We start from the raw sequence: 14337 nt of genomic DNA on the forward strand, positions 1-14337 counted from the left end.
TTAAAGAAGGGAAAGTAAAGTTAATGTCATTCAGCGAACTGCTAACAAGAATAGATAATATTGTATGGGGCGTTCCGCTAATTGTTATAATTATAGCAGCAGGAATTTACCTTACAATAAGACTGAAGCTTCTTCAGATAGTCCGACTGCCCAAAGCTCTTAAATTCATGTTTAAAAACGAAGAAGGCGGAGAAGGAGAAATTTCAAGCTTCGGCGCTCTATGCACTGCTCTCTCTGCCACAATAGGGACCGGTAATATAGTAGGCGTCGCAACTGCGGTAGGAATACTTTCGGGAGGTCCCGGCGCTTTGTTCTGGATGTGGATCGCCGCTTTTTTTGGTATGGCTACAAAGTTTTCCGAAGGTTTCCTTGCTATCAAATACAGAAAAATAGATGAAAACGGTCATGTATGCGGAGGTCCGTTTTACTATATTGAAAACGGAATGGGAAAACGCTGGAAATGGCTTGCAAAAGTATTTGCTTTTTTCGGAGCCTGCGTAGGAATTTTCGGTATAGGTACTTTTTCACAAATAAACGGAATTTCATCAGCGGTTCAAAATTTCTTTGACCCTGCGAGAAAGCATACCGTTACCGTATTTGGAACCGAATATACGACAGCTGTAATTATTTCAGGATTAATTGTAACTATCTGTGCAGCGCTTGTTATAATCGGAGGAATAAAGCGAATTTCAGGAGTTTCACAGGTAGTTGTGCCTTTTATGGCAGTAGTTTATATTGCCTCCTGCCTTGCACTTATTCTTATAAATATCAAAAGGCTTCCGTCTGCCGTTTCTCTGATTTTTTCTCAGGCTTTCAGTTTCAAAGCTGCCGCCGGAGGTTCACTGCCTATAATTTTTGCAGCAATGCAGAAGGGTGTAGCGCGCGGAGTTTTTTCTAACGAAGCGGGACTTGGCTCGGCTCCTATTGCCGCAGCTGCAGCAAAAACCAACGAGCCTGTGCGGCAGGGACTTGTTTCTATGTGCGGCACTTTTATAGATACTATAATCGTATGTACAATGACCGGTATATCCATTATTATGATGGGCAGCTATAACGCTGTAAATCCGGCGACCGGCAGACTGTATGAGGGAGTTGAGGTTACAACTCATGCATTTAAAGAAGGATTTTCTTTTCTTCCCGCCTCAGTACCGGCTTTTATACTTATGATATGTCTTGTCTTTTTTGCCTTTACAACAATACTCGGATGGAATTATTACGGAGAACGCTGTCTTGAATATCTTTCCGGAGGGAGCGAATGCGCGGTTAAAATATACAGATTCTTTTATATTGCAGCCGTTTTTATCGGTCCGTATATGACCGTAAGCTCGGTATGGACCATTGCGGATATTTTCAACGGACTTATGGCTCTGCCGAATCTTGCCGCGTTATTTGCTCTGAGCCCTGTGATCGTAAGGGAAACTCGGGCGTATTTCAGCAGATCTTCTGAAAATTCCTGTGAACGACTGCCGGCTCTGCCTGAAGAATAATTATTAACCAATGAAACAATAGCGCCGAAACTGTTTTATAGCAGTTAGGCGCTGTTATTTTTATGTAAAGAAGCAAAAACTCACTTTGTGTGAATTCACCTATAAAGCAAGCAGTTATTTGTGTGAAATAAACAAAAATGATTACGCAAACATTAAGGTATTTCTGTGTTATTGACAACGTTTACATGCAATGATATAATTAAAATATAAATAAGGTAATAATCACTTTTTTAAGTTTTGATTATGGAGGTTTTAATATGAGAAATACCAAGAGGATCCTCGCCGGGATAATTGCCGCTGCGTCTGTTTTCGGAATCGTAGGATGCGGAAAATCCCAAAAGAGTGAAGAAGAATCATATGTTGATAAGGTAAAGGTCGAAGATACAGATCAGATCGCCGCTATTTCAGACGGCGCTGAAAAGGATTTGATCTGGCTTTCATATTTTGATATCAATCCGACAAAAAGAGAGCCTGAAACAAGGACTGATCTTGATCTTTTCCAGAAGAAGGGCGGCTCTATTACATATTGGCAGACCCCTTCGATGGAGAAATATGAACAGCTTGCAGCAAAGCTTATGTCAAACGACCCGCCGGATATGTTCTGGTATGAGCAGAAAATGACGTTTCCTGCCAACGTTATCAAGGATATGTTCCAGCCAATTGACGAACTTGTAGATTTCGACAGCAGCCTTTGGAGCGGTGTAAAAGATACCGCAGAGAATTTTGCTCTTAACGGAAAACATTATGTTGCCCCTGTAAAATTTGTTACGAACTCGGTTCTTACCTATGATAAAAGTATGATAGAAGCATCTCAGCTTGAAGATCCTTACGACCTTTATATGGCAGGCGACTGGGACTGGGATACTTGGTATGATCTTATGGATGAATATTGCTCCGGCGCTTCAGACGGTGAAGAAAGGTTCGGCGTAAACGGCTGGTTTGCTCCATTTATTTTCCATTCTACTGGAAAAACGCTTATCTCATATGACTCTGAGAACAAGGAATACGTTTCAAACATTTACGACGCCGATTTTGAGCGTGCCTCCGAGCTGCTTTACAATATTCAGAAAAACGGAATGTATTACTCCGATTGGGTAGGTCAGGCTGCAGACGCTTTTAAAAAGAATATTCTGTTCTATGCTATGGGACCATGGGCAGTTTCCGGTACTCATAAACCCGCTGACGGAGAAAGATGGGGAATAGTTCCTATGCCTAAGGATCCTAATTCAGACACCTATTACTGCACTCCTGAGATCAATGCATATATGTGGGTCAAGGGTTCAACTAAAAAAGAAGCCATGAAGACATGGATGGAATGCGCCAGACTTGTAAACACTGACGAAAAATATAAGCAGATCGACAAGGAAAAGTTCTTTACTACTAATTCCAATTGGACTGAAGAAATGTACAATATGGCGTATGAAGAAACATTTACTGACAAATATGTTCAGATGATCGACCCGGGTTACGGAATTTCTACAGAGCTTTCGGATGATGACGCTGCTACTACCGCAACAAAGGAAGCTATAATTTCATATATGTATTCCTCGGTTATGAAAACTGACGATGACGGAGCTCAGTATACTTGGACTCAGCTTCGAGAAACCTATAATAATACCATAGATTCCGAGCTTAAGACATTCAATGCACAGTATAAAAAGTTTATTGGAAAATAAAATTCAGAACCGCCGCTAATAAACACGATAGTTAAAAGACTATTCAGAGTATTATGTAAACAACTCCTTGAAACCAAAATGGTAACAAGGAGCTGTTTTTTTATAAAGTAATTAATAAGCTGCTCAATGTTAATTTTTATCCATTGTAAAGGAGTTTTTTCTTTCTTGACAATTCCAAATGCAGCTTTTATCAAAAAGATTTAAAAATATCCCAGCCTGACTTTAAACAATTCGGGTTGGGATATTGGCGTTTTATATATAGAGATATTATAAACCGTTAACACTAAACATATTTGCGAGTTCTTCTGCACTTTCGTGCATTCCTCTTTGAAACCATACTTCGATCCATCCGTAAAGGGTGTATGCAACAAAATCCTTTGAGTACGCAGATATTGCATTATCTTCAGGTTTAGGACCATATATCCCAAGAAGGACATCCTTGAGAAGGTAGATCAAATTTCGGTCATATAGCAACTTATAAAATACGATATTTTTTTCAAAATGAGTAAAAAGCCCTCTGACTTGTTCACTTAAAGGGAAATTATCTTTTCGATCATATTCCTCAATCCATTCAGAAATAATTTGATTTAGGTGACTTTTTACAATATCATCTTTGCTGTTATAGTTGCGATAAAATGATGCCCTGCCAACACCTGCCATATCACACAATTCAGTTATGGTGATCTGATCAATGGATTTTTCCTTTAGTAAACATAAAAATGCTTCTCTGATATGTTCAATAACGTAATTGTTGCGTCCTTCGTTACTCATTGGTGATACATTTTGCTCTGATTGCTTCATTTTATTTACTCCTATTGACTCAATCGAAATTCGCCGATATAATTATATTGACGATACAAATGTATCATCATAATAACACTAAGAATATTAAATGTCAAAATGTGAATTACGAGGAGATTTTTGAATGGCATTTTTTACAAAGAAAAGAATAATTATTTTGCTGGTTCTCGTTATTGTTGCTGTAATTTTAGGTCGTCTTGCGGTGTGTGCCTTTATGAATTTGATGTTGGGCGGCACACCGTTTGGAGGTAACTTCCTATGATAAATAAAAAGAAGAAAGGAAATAAAAGAGGTTTGTTTGTTCTGATGTGTATTATTACATTTATTGTAGTGTTTGTAGGTTCCATTGTATTTAAAATTTCTTATACGCCTTTAAATATGAGAAAATACTATGTGAAATGGAGTGACGAGATAGGAACAATTCATACCGATATTGCTTATGGAGAGGGTGCAGCGAACAAGTTTGATATCTATGTTCCCAAAGATAACTCAAAAGAAACATACGGACTTGTAGTTTATCTTCATGCAGGCGGATTTACTACAGGAGATAAGTCTGGTGATGCAGAAATGCTTCAATGGCTTTGCTCAAAAGGCTATGTAGCAGTGGGAATCAACTATACATTGCGTAATGACGCTAATCCGGAAGCAAGCGTATATTCGCAGTCTATGGAAATCAAAGAAGCAATGCCCGTTGTTGTATCAGAGGCGGAAAAGCTTGGATATACAATTGACAAAATGGCAATCTCAGGCGGGTCAGCAGGTGGTTGTCTTGCACTACTGTATGCTTACCGAGATGCAGATGACGCTCCAGTATCGGTAACAATGGTTTTTTAAGCGGTTGGGCCTTCCAGTTTTTATCCAGAAGACTGGAGCAATTACGGCTTTGATAAGGATACAGATAGATCAAAAGAGGCTGCCGTTGGAATATTTTCGGTTATGACGGGAAAAGAATTGAAGGCAGAATGGTTAGTAACTGAAACTTATGACGAGGAGATGAAAGATATTTCGGCACTTTTATGGGTAGATGAAAACACTGTTCCTACTGTAATGGCTTACGGAAAATATGATACATTCCAACCATATCTTGGGTCAGTAAGGCTAAATAAAGCGCTTAATAAATATGGCGTAGAACATGAGTATTTTGTTATGGAACATTCAGGTCTTGGGTTGCAAAATGATAATAAAGTGTATGCTGAATATATGGCAACTGTAGAAGAATATCTTGATAAATATTTGCCGGTGAAATAATGGTGAAAAATCATTAAAAAGTATTCTTTGATAATGACAAAGAAATTATTTCAAGTTCGCTTCAATAAAAGATACAATTAAATAGCGATACATAGCGCTGATAGATTACAAGCAGTATTTCTGAAAAGATTTGCTGCTTTTTAGTTAAAATTAAAATACCCTTAAGTTCTACAGCCTCCTGTGTCTAAAGTTAGGGAGAACCATTTCCATCATAATACACAGGAGGTTTTTTATATAAAAGAACTGATACCAAAAGACGTTTAAGGGATATTCGCCGAGGTGGAGGTCCGAACGGATTTCGGGTATAAATTCCGATTCTGCTGTAGTAGCGTCAGAATCCCTCCGAAACAGCAGTCCATTTTCGGTTAAAAATAGAGCTTAACGCCTAAACAAGTTACCTCTCTAGTATCAGTCAAAAGCTTTGTTTATGGAATTTCAGCAGTGAAATCACACTTGATTGAGTTGCCCACCCCAAATTCGCACAAATAAAGCTTGACTCAGTTCTAAAAAAGCAGTATAATATTAAAAATTAAGGACTGAAAATGGGTAAGGAAAGAACTACTTTTTTGTTTATGATAATGACGGTAGTGATTTTATTTCTCAAGCTGAATGGATGTCTGAGTATGCTTACGATAATGAAAATGTTAAATTTATTTATGTTACAAAAATAGATGAATTTATTGAGGAATGGAATAATCCAGAATTTAAATATGCAAATACTATTCATTTGTATTTGCATGGCGATATGGGTTCGTTGTATTTTTTTGAAGAAACTATGACTTATGAAGATATGGATAAATTAAACAATAAATATGTGCAAAACAAGGTATATCTATACTCATGTAATGGAGGAACTGAATTTGAAAATACTAATGTAGCATGGAAAATATCCGAAAAAATTTATGGAAAATATGTAGAAGCTCTAAAGGATGATTTTGTTGACTATTTTTCAATATTACATCCTTTTAGAAAAATACCAATTATGCATAACGGAAAAGGAACTTGGTGTTATTTTTACAGTATGAACCATTTCGATAATGGTTATGAGTATTATACGGAGGAAATAGGAGATGAGTGGACGTTATAAATTCAAGATGATGCTTTTTACTTTGATAATTGCGTTGATAATTGTTATGTTGTTTATATATTTTCACAATTTTAAACCTGAATTTACAGAGGTTTATTCTAATAGTTCAAACGGAACTATTAAAGAAAACTCACCTTACTGGATTTGCTTAAAAGATCCTGATTATAACGGGTTTTTCTCCATAGGTTTTTTAGAACAATACAATGTTAATTACGATGAGTGGGATCTTGAACATTACACATACATAGTTACTTTCGGATATGAAATGAAAAATATAGAATATTCATTCAGCGACTGCAAGAATTGGGATTTTTCGATACTTCCTAAAAATTATCTTGGAAAATTAACATTAACTAGTGAAAAGACAGATATAATACATATATATAAAATAAAAAAGGTTGATATTGAATCTGCATTTCCAGATGGTCCAGATAACATATCATTTCAGAATTAGATGAAAGGTACGTTCAATCAAAGGTATATCTGTATTCATGTAACGGAGGAACAGAATTTGCTGGAACAAATGTAGCATGGAAGATATCTGAAAAGGTTAACGGTGCATATGTTGAAGCATTAAAAAATGATTCTGTTGATTATTTTTCAAAATCACATCCTTTCAGAAAAATACCAATTATGCATAATGGAAAAGGAACTTGGTGTTATTTTTATAGTAGAAGGATTGCAAGTGAGAATTATGAATATTTTGAAGAGAAAATCGGTGATACATGGAAACTTTAAAATTTTTATGATATTATTAACTATTGTTATTATAATATTACTGCTGATATATTACCACAATTTTGAGTTGGAGTTTAGTGAAGTGTATACCTGTACAACAGATAAAATAGAAAGTAATACCCCATATTGGATCTGTATTAAAGACCCACATTATAATGGATTTTATTCAATTGACTATTTAAACAATCAATATGGTGTAGACTATAGTCAGTGGGATTTGGAAAATTATACTTATGTAATTGCGTTTGGATATGAAATGGATTCAATTGCATATTCATATAGCAAACGTTTAAATCTTAGCTTTTCAAAATTTCTTGGACAGGTAACATTGAAAGGAAATCCCACAAGTTTTATTCATATTTACAAGCTTGAAAAGATTGACATAGATTCTAAATTTCCGATACAAGGATATGATGAGGTAACATTGAAGCATCAATATGAATAATTGCAGCAACAATGGCGATGTTGAGGTTCAAAACCGCATTGACAAATATGGAGAACGCATTTCAACAATTGTTTGGATTAGACAGGGTAACATACTTTATTACAACAAATCCTAATTACAAAATAGTAGGTGTTATTATGTGCTTAAATAAAAGATGTCCGTGGTGTGGAGAAATTATCAAAGGCAGATTTTTTCAAAGAGGTCATTATCATTGCACTCATTGCGGTAATTACAGCAAAATTTACCGTTCTGGTTGGATTTACGGTCTAGGCGCTGTATTCGGCTTAGGCGTTATTATTCTCATGAAATATGTGTTTTCTATTTATAGCCTAATTCTATTTTGGACAATTTACTCCATAATTTGTATTGCATTGCCTTTGGAAATGGCGTCAAAACATTTTGTGCCAAGAAAGAAAGCAAATGTAAAAATTACAGTAATGAAAAAAATCCCTCTTATAAAACGACGACTTTTATTTTCTGAAAAGAAGCTTTTTCCGATTTGCTTTATTGATGACAATAATAATCCTATTTCTCATACCTTATGTATTTCCGTTGAGGACGTTAAATTTATATCGTCAAATAATTTAAGCGCGAATATAAAGTTTATTCCTTTATCTGATTTCAACGCTGACTTCCATAAGGGGACAAAATTCTATTTATTTCATGATGGTGAAAAGGTAGGTTGTGGAGTATTAAGCAGTAATGTAGAATAATAAATATTCCATTTTTTAGTTCATGATCGAATATTTTATAATGAACAATTTGCACAAGAAAGTTAAGATTCTATATCAAAAACATTTATATAAGGGTAAGTGCTTTTGATATGATATCTTCCCATTGTGCAGAAGTATAACAGCAGATTTGGAATTTGTGTAAAAAAATACGGTAGACAATGTAGAATAACTACAAAGCCCGCCGTGTTTTATTATATAGATTTATCAATATCTAACAGTGGTAGCAAAAGCGTGACATATATCTAAAAACATTCCGCAATAAGGTATCGTGAGGCTTGATAAAAACATCACTATCTTCTCTTTTTTATTGTTACCATTAGAAATTGAAAACTTAATTTCGAGAGCAATCATTATTCAGGGTATAACAATTGTAAGAAAAGACAAAGCCCTAGTGAAAATAAACGCCCATGAAGCAATGCTGAAAACAACATAGATTATTGAAGGAATTATTTTTTCTTAATGTGGAAAGAAACATCCATTCTGCTTGCTAACACTACTATCAGTGGTATTAACCCACCAAGTGTTCCCGCAAAAATCAAAGTATTTACTGCATACTTAAATCTATACTCACTTAAAAATGGATAAAAAAACAATTATATAAATTACGCAGGATAAAACAGATATAATTGGAAATATCAAAGAAAAAAAATACATTTTCCTTATCCAAAATTTCTATAATTTACATTATTATGGTTACTTCAACGTTTATGCATATTAATAATACCATGCCAAGTGTAGACATAAACGTAAATCCGTTCTAAAAAAGAACGGATTTTGATTTTTATTGTGGTTCTCCAATATAAGCTCTTGTCTTATTTCTATCTGAATCGGGCGCGTCATGTGGTAATTTTGCTCCCTCTGTAATGTTGATTACCGTTATACAGGATATTCCAATTTTTTGAGGTTCCTTATCATTAGTTAAGCGACCATGAAAGATAATCCTATACTCAGTTCCCTTGTCTGTTATAATATTTCTTGTATCAGCTCCATAAGCTTTTCTGTCTTTACTACCGGACGCACTCGAAAACGGTTCATCATAGGATATAATCTCCCCGTCCAGAAAATTAAACGCTTTATCTATCTGGGTATCAATATCCGGATAAGTTTCGATAACATACTCACTAAAAAAGCTCTTTATCGTTTCAGCGTCCTTGTTAATAAAACAGTCCATTATTTCTGTTTGTCGCTCTTTCGCAAGGTCACCCGGAGATTTGTATTCTTCAGAATTTGTTTTATTTAATGCTGAACAACCTGTTAATGTAATTGCCATTGCGGTTAGCAATAAAACAAATGCCGAAAAAAGCCTTGATTTCATTATGCCACTCCTTTGTTGCATACAAGTTATTTGATAATATTTTATTAGAAGCGAAGCTGCAACAATAATTATCACAGCTTCTAACATACAGCACTTCAAAACTTCAATAAGAAGTATGTTTTTGCATAATATGATTTCATCTGTTTTTAATCAGGCTCACCAATATATAAAATGCCATTTTCTTTTTCATTTTTACTATAATCATATTCGTCAGTCATATCAATCACCTTTATGCAAATAACACCAACCTTATTTGTTTCTTTTGAATTGGTAAGCCAACCCTTAAACGAAATCTTATACTCAGTTCCCTTGTCTGTTATAATATTTCTTGTATCAGCTCCATAAGCTTTTCTGTCTTTACTGCCGGACGCACTCGAAAACGGTTCATCATAGGATACAATCTCCCCGTCCAGAAAATTAAACGCTTTATCTATCTGGGTATCAATATCCGGATAAGTTTCGATAACATACTCACTAAAAAAGCTTTTTATCGTTTCAGCGTCCTTGTTGATAAAACAGTCCATTATTTCTGTTTGTCTTTCTACTGCAAGTTGATCAGGCGTCTTATAACCTTTTGCATCGGAGCAGCCTGTTAATGTGACAGTAATAACGGTTATTAGTAAAACAAATGCTTGACGATATCTTGATTTCATTTATGCCACTCCTTCGTTGTATACAAGTTGTTTAATAAAATTTTGTCAGAAGCTGCAATTCATAAAATCGCAGCTTCTGGCATCTATAACGCTAGCTTTCCTCCATTAATCTAAAGATGGCGTCTGTTGATTCCGGATCACTTGATAACATTGATAGATTCTTTACAGTTATGTTGTATACTCCAACCTGTTCAGGTTGCTCGTCATAACTATACCATTGCTTAATTGCAATGTAAAACTCCGTTCCGTTATCTGTTAAAAGACATTGTATTTTCGCACCTGTATCTTTTTTTTCAAATCCGCCACAAGCTGAACCGAATGGATCATCATAAGAAATAATTTCACCATCAATAAAATCAATCATTTCATCTATCCTTGAATCAATATCTTCATGATTCGAAACAAGATTACTACTAAGCAATTGTTTTATTGCGGAGGAATCTTGTTTATTTATTTCCTCAACAATTGTAACTAGATTGTTTTCAGCCTGCTTAGATGGTGAGATGTATTCATCGTAATCCGTTTTATCAAATATCGAGCAGCCTGTTAATGTGACAGTAATTGCGGTTATTAGTAAAACAAATGCTTGACGACATCTTGATTTCATTATGCCACTCCTTCGTTATACCATTGTATCCAAACAGTTTTGGTTTTTTCATCAAAGATTAAATTTTCTCTCTTCAATTCATGCTAATAATCATCTATTTCATCAGCGTTTAGAAGCGCATCAAAAAGCTTTTTATTTCCACTTAAATCAACAGAGGCAACAGATACCATTATATCAGGATTCGGTTCTGTATATTTTGGATTAAAACCTGTGATTCACCATTGATCATCCTTTGGAACCCAATTAAATGCATTTTCATATGTACCGTTATTTTGGTAATTGTAGAGGCTTAAAGTCATTGGCACTTCAAAGTCCACAACATCATAGTGTTTTGTTCCTGCTTCTTCTGTCACCTCGTTGTTATACACATACAATCCAACCTCAGCACCGCTTTGAAGATTCCAATAATCGCCTTTCCATGCCCATAATGAATAATTGACTTCATCTACATAAAAATCAACTCTGCCGTAATTCATATAAGAACCGATTCTAAAGACATCATCATATAGATCATTATATCCGAATCGTTAACTTCTACAATATAAAGTTAATAATATCATTATACATCAGCGTTAAAGTAAAATCAATACTTATAGTAAAATTTGGGTGATTATAAACGTATTTTCTACATTATTGTTAAAATAATATCTTTATCATTGTACATATTTACATATAAGATGGTTAAACTTAACTGATAAATAATTTATAGTTTTGTATTTGTTTATATTGTACAAAGAAAATATATTTGGTTTAATAATAAATAACAAAGATTAGCAAAAAGTATTGTATTTTATTAAAACTTATGATATTATATTTATAGTAAATATAGGAGTAAGACGCGCAAGCACAGATATTACACACTAACAGGAGATTTTCATGAATACATTATCAATTGTTATAAAAAACCTTAAAAACTTTATTTCCAAGCATACTGTTGTTTTTATTATCATGCTTACTGCGCTTACCGTATCAACGATAACTATTCTTTACGTTACCGTTAAGCTTGATACCCTATCTGATGGACTGAGCGCAGGCGATCTTGATCTTAATCAGATAAAATTAAAAAATACGGAAAGTATGCTGGCGATTGATGATATTTCAGAAAGACTGCAGAGCTATTATGAAAATAATAGCTCTGTGCTTTGCGTGCAGGGGTGCATAGATACTCCGGACGGTTATTTAACCTGCTTTATTACGGATGAAAAAGAAAATCTGGCTGACTTTGCTCAAAAGTATGAGCCAATAAGCGGAGTTTTTTTGTCAGATGAGGATATTGAAAACGGCAGTAACGTTATGGTGTCGGTTGGAATAGGAGCGGAATTAAAATCAATAAAATTAGACGAAGCAGAAATACAGATAATAGGGAATTATGCTCCCGATAGAATTTCAAACGGATATATACCAAAAAACACACTGATAAATAACTATATTACACCGGATGAATATAAAATAATCTATAACGAAGAGCTGAGCGTAAGTCAGGCAAAAGAAGATAAAGAAAAGCTGGAGAAGCTGTTTCCTGAGTTGAAAATAGAAACCAGAATGGATTATGTTTTAGAGGAAGCCCCCTTAATGCTTGATTTTGAAAATATTTGCTTAATTCTTATGGCGGTAGTTGCGGTAATTTCGTGCGCTTATTTATATGCATATGTAATTCAGATGAGAACAAATGAAATTTATATTTTTAAGCTTTGCGGTGCGTCGGCAATAAGTCTAATGGGAATCTTTCTCTGCGAATTAATGCTACTGTTAATGCTCCAGTTTGCAATAGCATTTGTTGTCTTCAGGCTATGTCTTATGCGACTTTTGGAACAATACGATTTTGCATTTACATACGGTTATTCTTGGACTCATATATTAATAGCTTTTGCGATAATTATTGGTTTATCCTTAATCATTTTTCTTCCTGTTCTTACTTATTACTGCAGAAAAACAGCCGTTGAAATAAGACAGCGTCAGAAAGGATGATTAAGATGATTTTAAAATATGCGTTTAAACAGCTTAGAAGATATCCTTTTGCTACTATTCTGATTATATTTCAATATGCTGCAATAACGCTTTTAATTGGAATGATACTTACAAAAGTAAACAGTTATTTTGTAACCAGCAATCTTATCAAAGAAGTTTGCCGCGGGGATAGTTATTATTTACAATATGATGTGTCTTATGCAATGGAACTTGATGAGAGGTTATTTGATCTTAGCAATGAATTGGACAAAAAATTACAGCCTTATGCTGATAAGCTGGATAACGGTGAGATAACCCAGGATGAGTATGACAATGTACATTCAGAGTTAACCGAGAAAAATAATAAAATAATAGAAGAAGAAAATCTTGATGAATGTTTTGATCCTATAGATATATCGGATTTACCGTATGTGGAGGAAAACTATGCATTTTATTATACTAGTTTGATTTGCGGCAATGATTATATTAAATGCTTAAGCAGCGATTACTGCAGCGGTCTTAATTTCAGGATGAAAGAGGGACGCTGGCTTTCTGAAGCAAAGAAGTCGGACGATTATATTAATCTGGTTATGTTTTCGGGAAATGAGTATGGCTATAAGGTAGGGGACATTATAGATATTAAACTGGAAACACATATATCAAAAGGAAATATGGATATTATCAACTTAGACTTAAAAGGTAAAATCGTAGGATTGATAGATTATTCCCATTATAAGGAGGTTATGGACCATCGTTCCTTTGAAAGCAGTGATTATTTATCATTGGATGATCTGCTTCCAATTAATTCTTATTATGTTTTTGCCGAATATTCACCGGATTTATTTAAATCTATAAGTAAAAAATATGTTTTTGACCCTGGAATGTTTACCCAGTCAGTCAAGCTTAAAGAAAATATAACGGAGGAGGAAAAGGCTGAATTTTTTTCAGCGGCGACCTCCAAGAAATATCAGTATACCGATCTAAATCAGGCGTATCAGAATACATATATACGCGATAAAAAGAATCTGCAAAACGATATGGTTTTCCTTACGATAGCAGCGTTGATCGCAGTTATTTCACTGATAGGAATGTCTGCTCTGAGCGTTTCAAAGGAAATAAAAACATACAGTATCTACTGTCTTAACGGAATGACAAGAAAACAATGCATCGGAATAAATGCGGCATACATAAGCCTTTTGGTTTTAATTTCTGTCTGTATAGCTTTTGCAGTAAAATTCATATACGGATATTTAAACTACTTTAAAATGTATACCGATATCAGTAATTATCGTACTGAGGCTGTTGCAAAAGAAAGCGTCTTGTTAAGAGATTATTTTTCGATAGGCTCGGCGGAAGCTTCTGCTGTGATAATTTTGTTGTGCGTCGCATTTTTATCGGCAATGATAATTCCGTATATCACTTTAAAAAAGCTTGATATTATTCAGAATATAAAGGAGAATGGGTAGATAATTATGATAAAATTAAACAACATCACAAAAATTTACAACCCTAAGAAATCCAACGAATTTGAAGCGCTGCACGATGTTTCATGCGAGATAGATGACGGCGAGCTTGTTGCGGTTATCGGTAAATCAGGAG

The 14337-nt window shown here is 34.6% G+C and carries 16 protein-coding genes; 11 read left to right on the forward strand and 5 right to left on the reverse strand.

The window, feature by feature from the left end:
• Positions 1-23 precede the first annotated feature (23 nt).
• Positions 24-1487, forward strand: a complete 1464-nt coding sequence (locus ACYQ0H_RS10490; protein ID WP_459812789.1) for an alanine/glycine:cation symporter family protein — start codon at positions 24-26, stop codon at positions 1485-1487.
• A 257-nt stretch (positions 1488-1744) separates the two neighbouring features.
• Positions 1745-3163 (forward strand): extracellular solute-binding protein, encoded by a 1419-nt coding sequence (locus ACYQ0H_RS10495; RefSeq protein ID WP_459812790.1) that lies wholly within the window; start codon positions 1745-1747, stop codon positions 3161-3163.
• Positions 3164-3430: 267 nt separating this feature from the next.
• Here ACYQ0H_RS10495 and ACYQ0H_RS10500 read toward each other — a convergent pair whose 3' ends face one another.
• Complete coding sequence (locus tag ACYQ0H_RS10500; protein WP_459812791.1) at positions 3431-3964, reverse strand: TetR/AcrR family transcriptional regulator; 534 nt, start codon at positions 3962-3964, stop codon at positions 3431-3433.
• Between the two features lie 124 nt (positions 3965-4088).
• Here ACYQ0H_RS10500 and ACYQ0H_RS10505 point away from each other — a divergent pair, with 124 nt between their 5' ends.
• From ACYQ0H_RS10505 to ACYQ0H_RS10535, 7 genes are all read left to right on the forward strand, one after another.
• Positions 4089-4226, forward strand: a complete 138-nt coding sequence (locus ACYQ0H_RS10505) for a hypothetical protein (protein ID WP_459812792.1) — start codon at positions 4089-4091, stop codon at positions 4224-4226.
• Positions 4223-4798, forward strand: coding sequence for an alpha/beta hydrolase (locus ACYQ0H_RS10510; RefSeq protein ID WP_459812793.1), 576 nt, complete (start codon positions 4223-4225; stop codon positions 4796-4798). The genes ACYQ0H_RS10505 and ACYQ0H_RS10510 overlap by 4 nt, the downstream gene beginning before the upstream one ends.
• Positions 4799-4900: 102 nt before the next feature.
• The gene (locus ACYQ0H_RS10515; RefSeq protein ID WP_459812794.1) at positions 4901-5212 is read left to right on the forward strand and encodes a hypothetical protein; all 312 of its coding nucleotides are present in this window, start codon (positions 4901-4903) and stop codon (positions 5210-5212) included.
• A gap of 613 nt (positions 5213-5825) precedes the next feature.
• The gene (locus tag ACYQ0H_RS10520) at positions 5826-6299 is read left to right on the forward strand and encodes a hypothetical protein (protein WP_459812795.1); all 474 of its coding nucleotides are present in this window, start codon (positions 5826-5828) and stop codon (positions 6297-6299) included.
• On the forward strand, positions 6283-6753 hold the full coding sequence (locus ACYQ0H_RS10525; RefSeq protein WP_459812796.1) for a hypothetical protein: 471 nt from the start codon (positions 6283-6285) through the stop codon (positions 6751-6753). Before ACYQ0H_RS10520 ends, ACYQ0H_RS10525 begins: the two co-directional genes overlap by 17 nt.
• 126 nt (positions 6754-6879) lie before the next feature.
• Entirely contained in the window at positions 6880-7482 is a 603-nt protein-coding gene (locus ACYQ0H_RS10530) for a hypothetical protein (RefSeq protein WP_459812797.1), read from the forward strand.
• Positions 7483-7529: 47 nt separating this feature from the next.
• Positions 7530-8195 carry a hypothetical protein gene (locus tag ACYQ0H_RS10535; RefSeq protein ID WP_459812798.1) on the forward strand — a complete coding sequence of 222 codons (666 nt, stop codon included), beginning with the start codon at positions 7530-7532 and terminating at the stop codon, positions 8193-8195.
• A gap of 802 nt (positions 8196-8997) precedes the next feature.
• Here ACYQ0H_RS10535 and ACYQ0H_RS10540 read toward each other — a convergent pair.
• The 4 genes from ACYQ0H_RS10540 to ACYQ0H_RS10555 form a co-directional block, all read right to left on the reverse strand.
• Positions 8998-9531, reverse strand: coding sequence for a DUF5104 domain-containing protein (locus ACYQ0H_RS10540; RefSeq protein WP_459812799.1), 534 nt, complete (start codon positions 9529-9531; stop codon positions 8998-9000).
• Positions 9532-9677: 146 nt separating this feature from the next.
• Positions 9678-10184, reverse strand: coding sequence for a DUF5104 domain-containing protein (locus tag ACYQ0H_RS10545; RefSeq protein WP_459812800.1), 507 nt, complete (start codon positions 10182-10184; stop codon positions 9678-9680).
• Between the two features lie 91 nt (positions 10185-10275).
• On the reverse strand, positions 10276-10791 hold the full coding sequence (locus tag ACYQ0H_RS10550) for a DUF5104 domain-containing protein (protein WP_459812801.1): 516 nt from the start codon (positions 10789-10791) through the stop codon (positions 10276-10278).
• Between the two features lie 215 nt (positions 10792-11006).
• Positions 11007-11267, reverse strand: coding sequence for a hypothetical protein (locus ACYQ0H_RS10555; protein WP_459812802.1), 261 nt, complete (start codon positions 11265-11267; stop codon positions 11007-11009).
• A 400-nt stretch (positions 11268-11667) separates the two neighbouring features.
• Here ACYQ0H_RS10555 and ACYQ0H_RS10560 point away from each other — a divergent pair, with 400 nt between their 5' ends.
• Positions 11668-12759 (forward strand): ABC transporter permease family protein, encoded by a 1092-nt coding sequence (locus ACYQ0H_RS10560; protein WP_459812803.1) that lies wholly within the window; start codon positions 11668-11670, stop codon positions 12757-12759.
• A 203-nt stretch (positions 12760-12962) separates the two neighbouring features.
• Positions 12963-14204, forward strand: a complete 1242-nt coding sequence (locus ACYQ0H_RS10565; protein ID WP_459812804.1) for an ABC transporter permease — start codon at positions 12963-12965, stop codon at positions 14202-14204.
• Positions 14205-14337: the final 133 nt, after the last annotated feature.

Source organism: Hominimerdicola intestinalis (assembly GCF_054655215.1).

What these genes read in the sequence shown, in the direction of transcription:
- ACYQ0H_RS10490 (WP_459812789.1), top strand. Translation starts at nt 24, where the DNA reads ATGTCATTCAGCGAACTGCTAACAAGAATAGATAATATTGTATGGGGC.
- ACYQ0H_RS10495 (WP_459812790.1), top strand. Translation starts at nt 1,745, where the DNA reads ATGAGAAATACCAAGAGGATCCTCGCCGGGATAATTGCCGCTGCGTCT.
- ACYQ0H_RS10500 (WP_459812791.1), bottom strand. Translation starts at nt 3,964, where the DNA reads ATGAAGCAATCAGAGCAAAATGTATCACCAATGAGTAACGAAGGACGC.
- ACYQ0H_RS10505 (WP_459812792.1), top strand. Translation starts at nt 4,089, where the DNA reads ATGGCATTTTTTACAAAGAAAAGAATAATTATTTTGCTGGTTCTCGTT.
- ACYQ0H_RS10510 (WP_459812793.1), top strand. Translation starts at nt 4,223, where the DNA reads ATGATAAATAAAAAGAAGAAAGGAAATAAAAGAGGTTTGTTTGTTCTG.
- ACYQ0H_RS10515 (WP_459812794.1), top strand. Translation starts at nt 4,901, where the DNA reads ATGACGGGAAAAGAATTGAAGGCAGAATGGTTAGTAACTGAAACTTAT.
- ACYQ0H_RS10520 (WP_459812795.1), top strand. Translation starts at nt 5,826, where the DNA reads ATGTCTGAGTATGCTTACGATAATGAAAATGTTAAATTTATTTATGTT.
- ACYQ0H_RS10525 (WP_459812796.1), top strand. Translation starts at nt 6,283, where the DNA reads ATGAGTGGACGTTATAAATTCAAGATGATGCTTTTTACTTTGATAATT.
- ACYQ0H_RS10530 (WP_459812797.1), top strand. Translation starts at nt 6,880, where the DNA reads ATGATTCTGTTGATTATTTTTCAAAATCACATCCTTTCAGAAAAATAC.
- ACYQ0H_RS10535 (WP_459812798.1), top strand. Translation starts at nt 7,530, where the DNA reads ATGGAGAACGCATTTCAACAATTGTTTGGATTAGACAGGGTAACATAC.
- ACYQ0H_RS10540 (WP_459812799.1), bottom strand. Translation starts at nt 9,531, where the DNA reads ATGAAATCAAGGCTTTTTTCGGCATTTGTTTTATTGCTAACCGCAATG.
- ACYQ0H_RS10545 (WP_459812800.1), bottom strand. Translation starts at nt 10,184, where the DNA reads ATGAAATCAAGATATCGTCAAGCATTTGTTTTACTAATAACCGTTATT.
- ACYQ0H_RS10550 (WP_459812801.1), bottom strand. Translation starts at nt 10,791, where the DNA reads ATGAAATCAAGATGTCGTCAAGCATTTGTTTTACTAATAACCGCAATT.
- ACYQ0H_RS10555 (WP_459812802.1), bottom strand. Translation starts at nt 11,267, where the DNA reads ATGAATTACGGCAGAGTTGATTTTTATGTAGATGAAGTCAATTATTCA.
- ACYQ0H_RS10560 (WP_459812803.1), top strand. Translation starts at nt 11,668, where the DNA reads ATGAATACATTATCAATTGTTATAAAAAACCTTAAAAACTTTATTTCC.
- ACYQ0H_RS10565 (WP_459812804.1), top strand. Translation starts at nt 12,963, where the DNA reads ATGGAACTTGATGAGAGGTTATTTGATCTTAGCAATGAATTGGACAAA.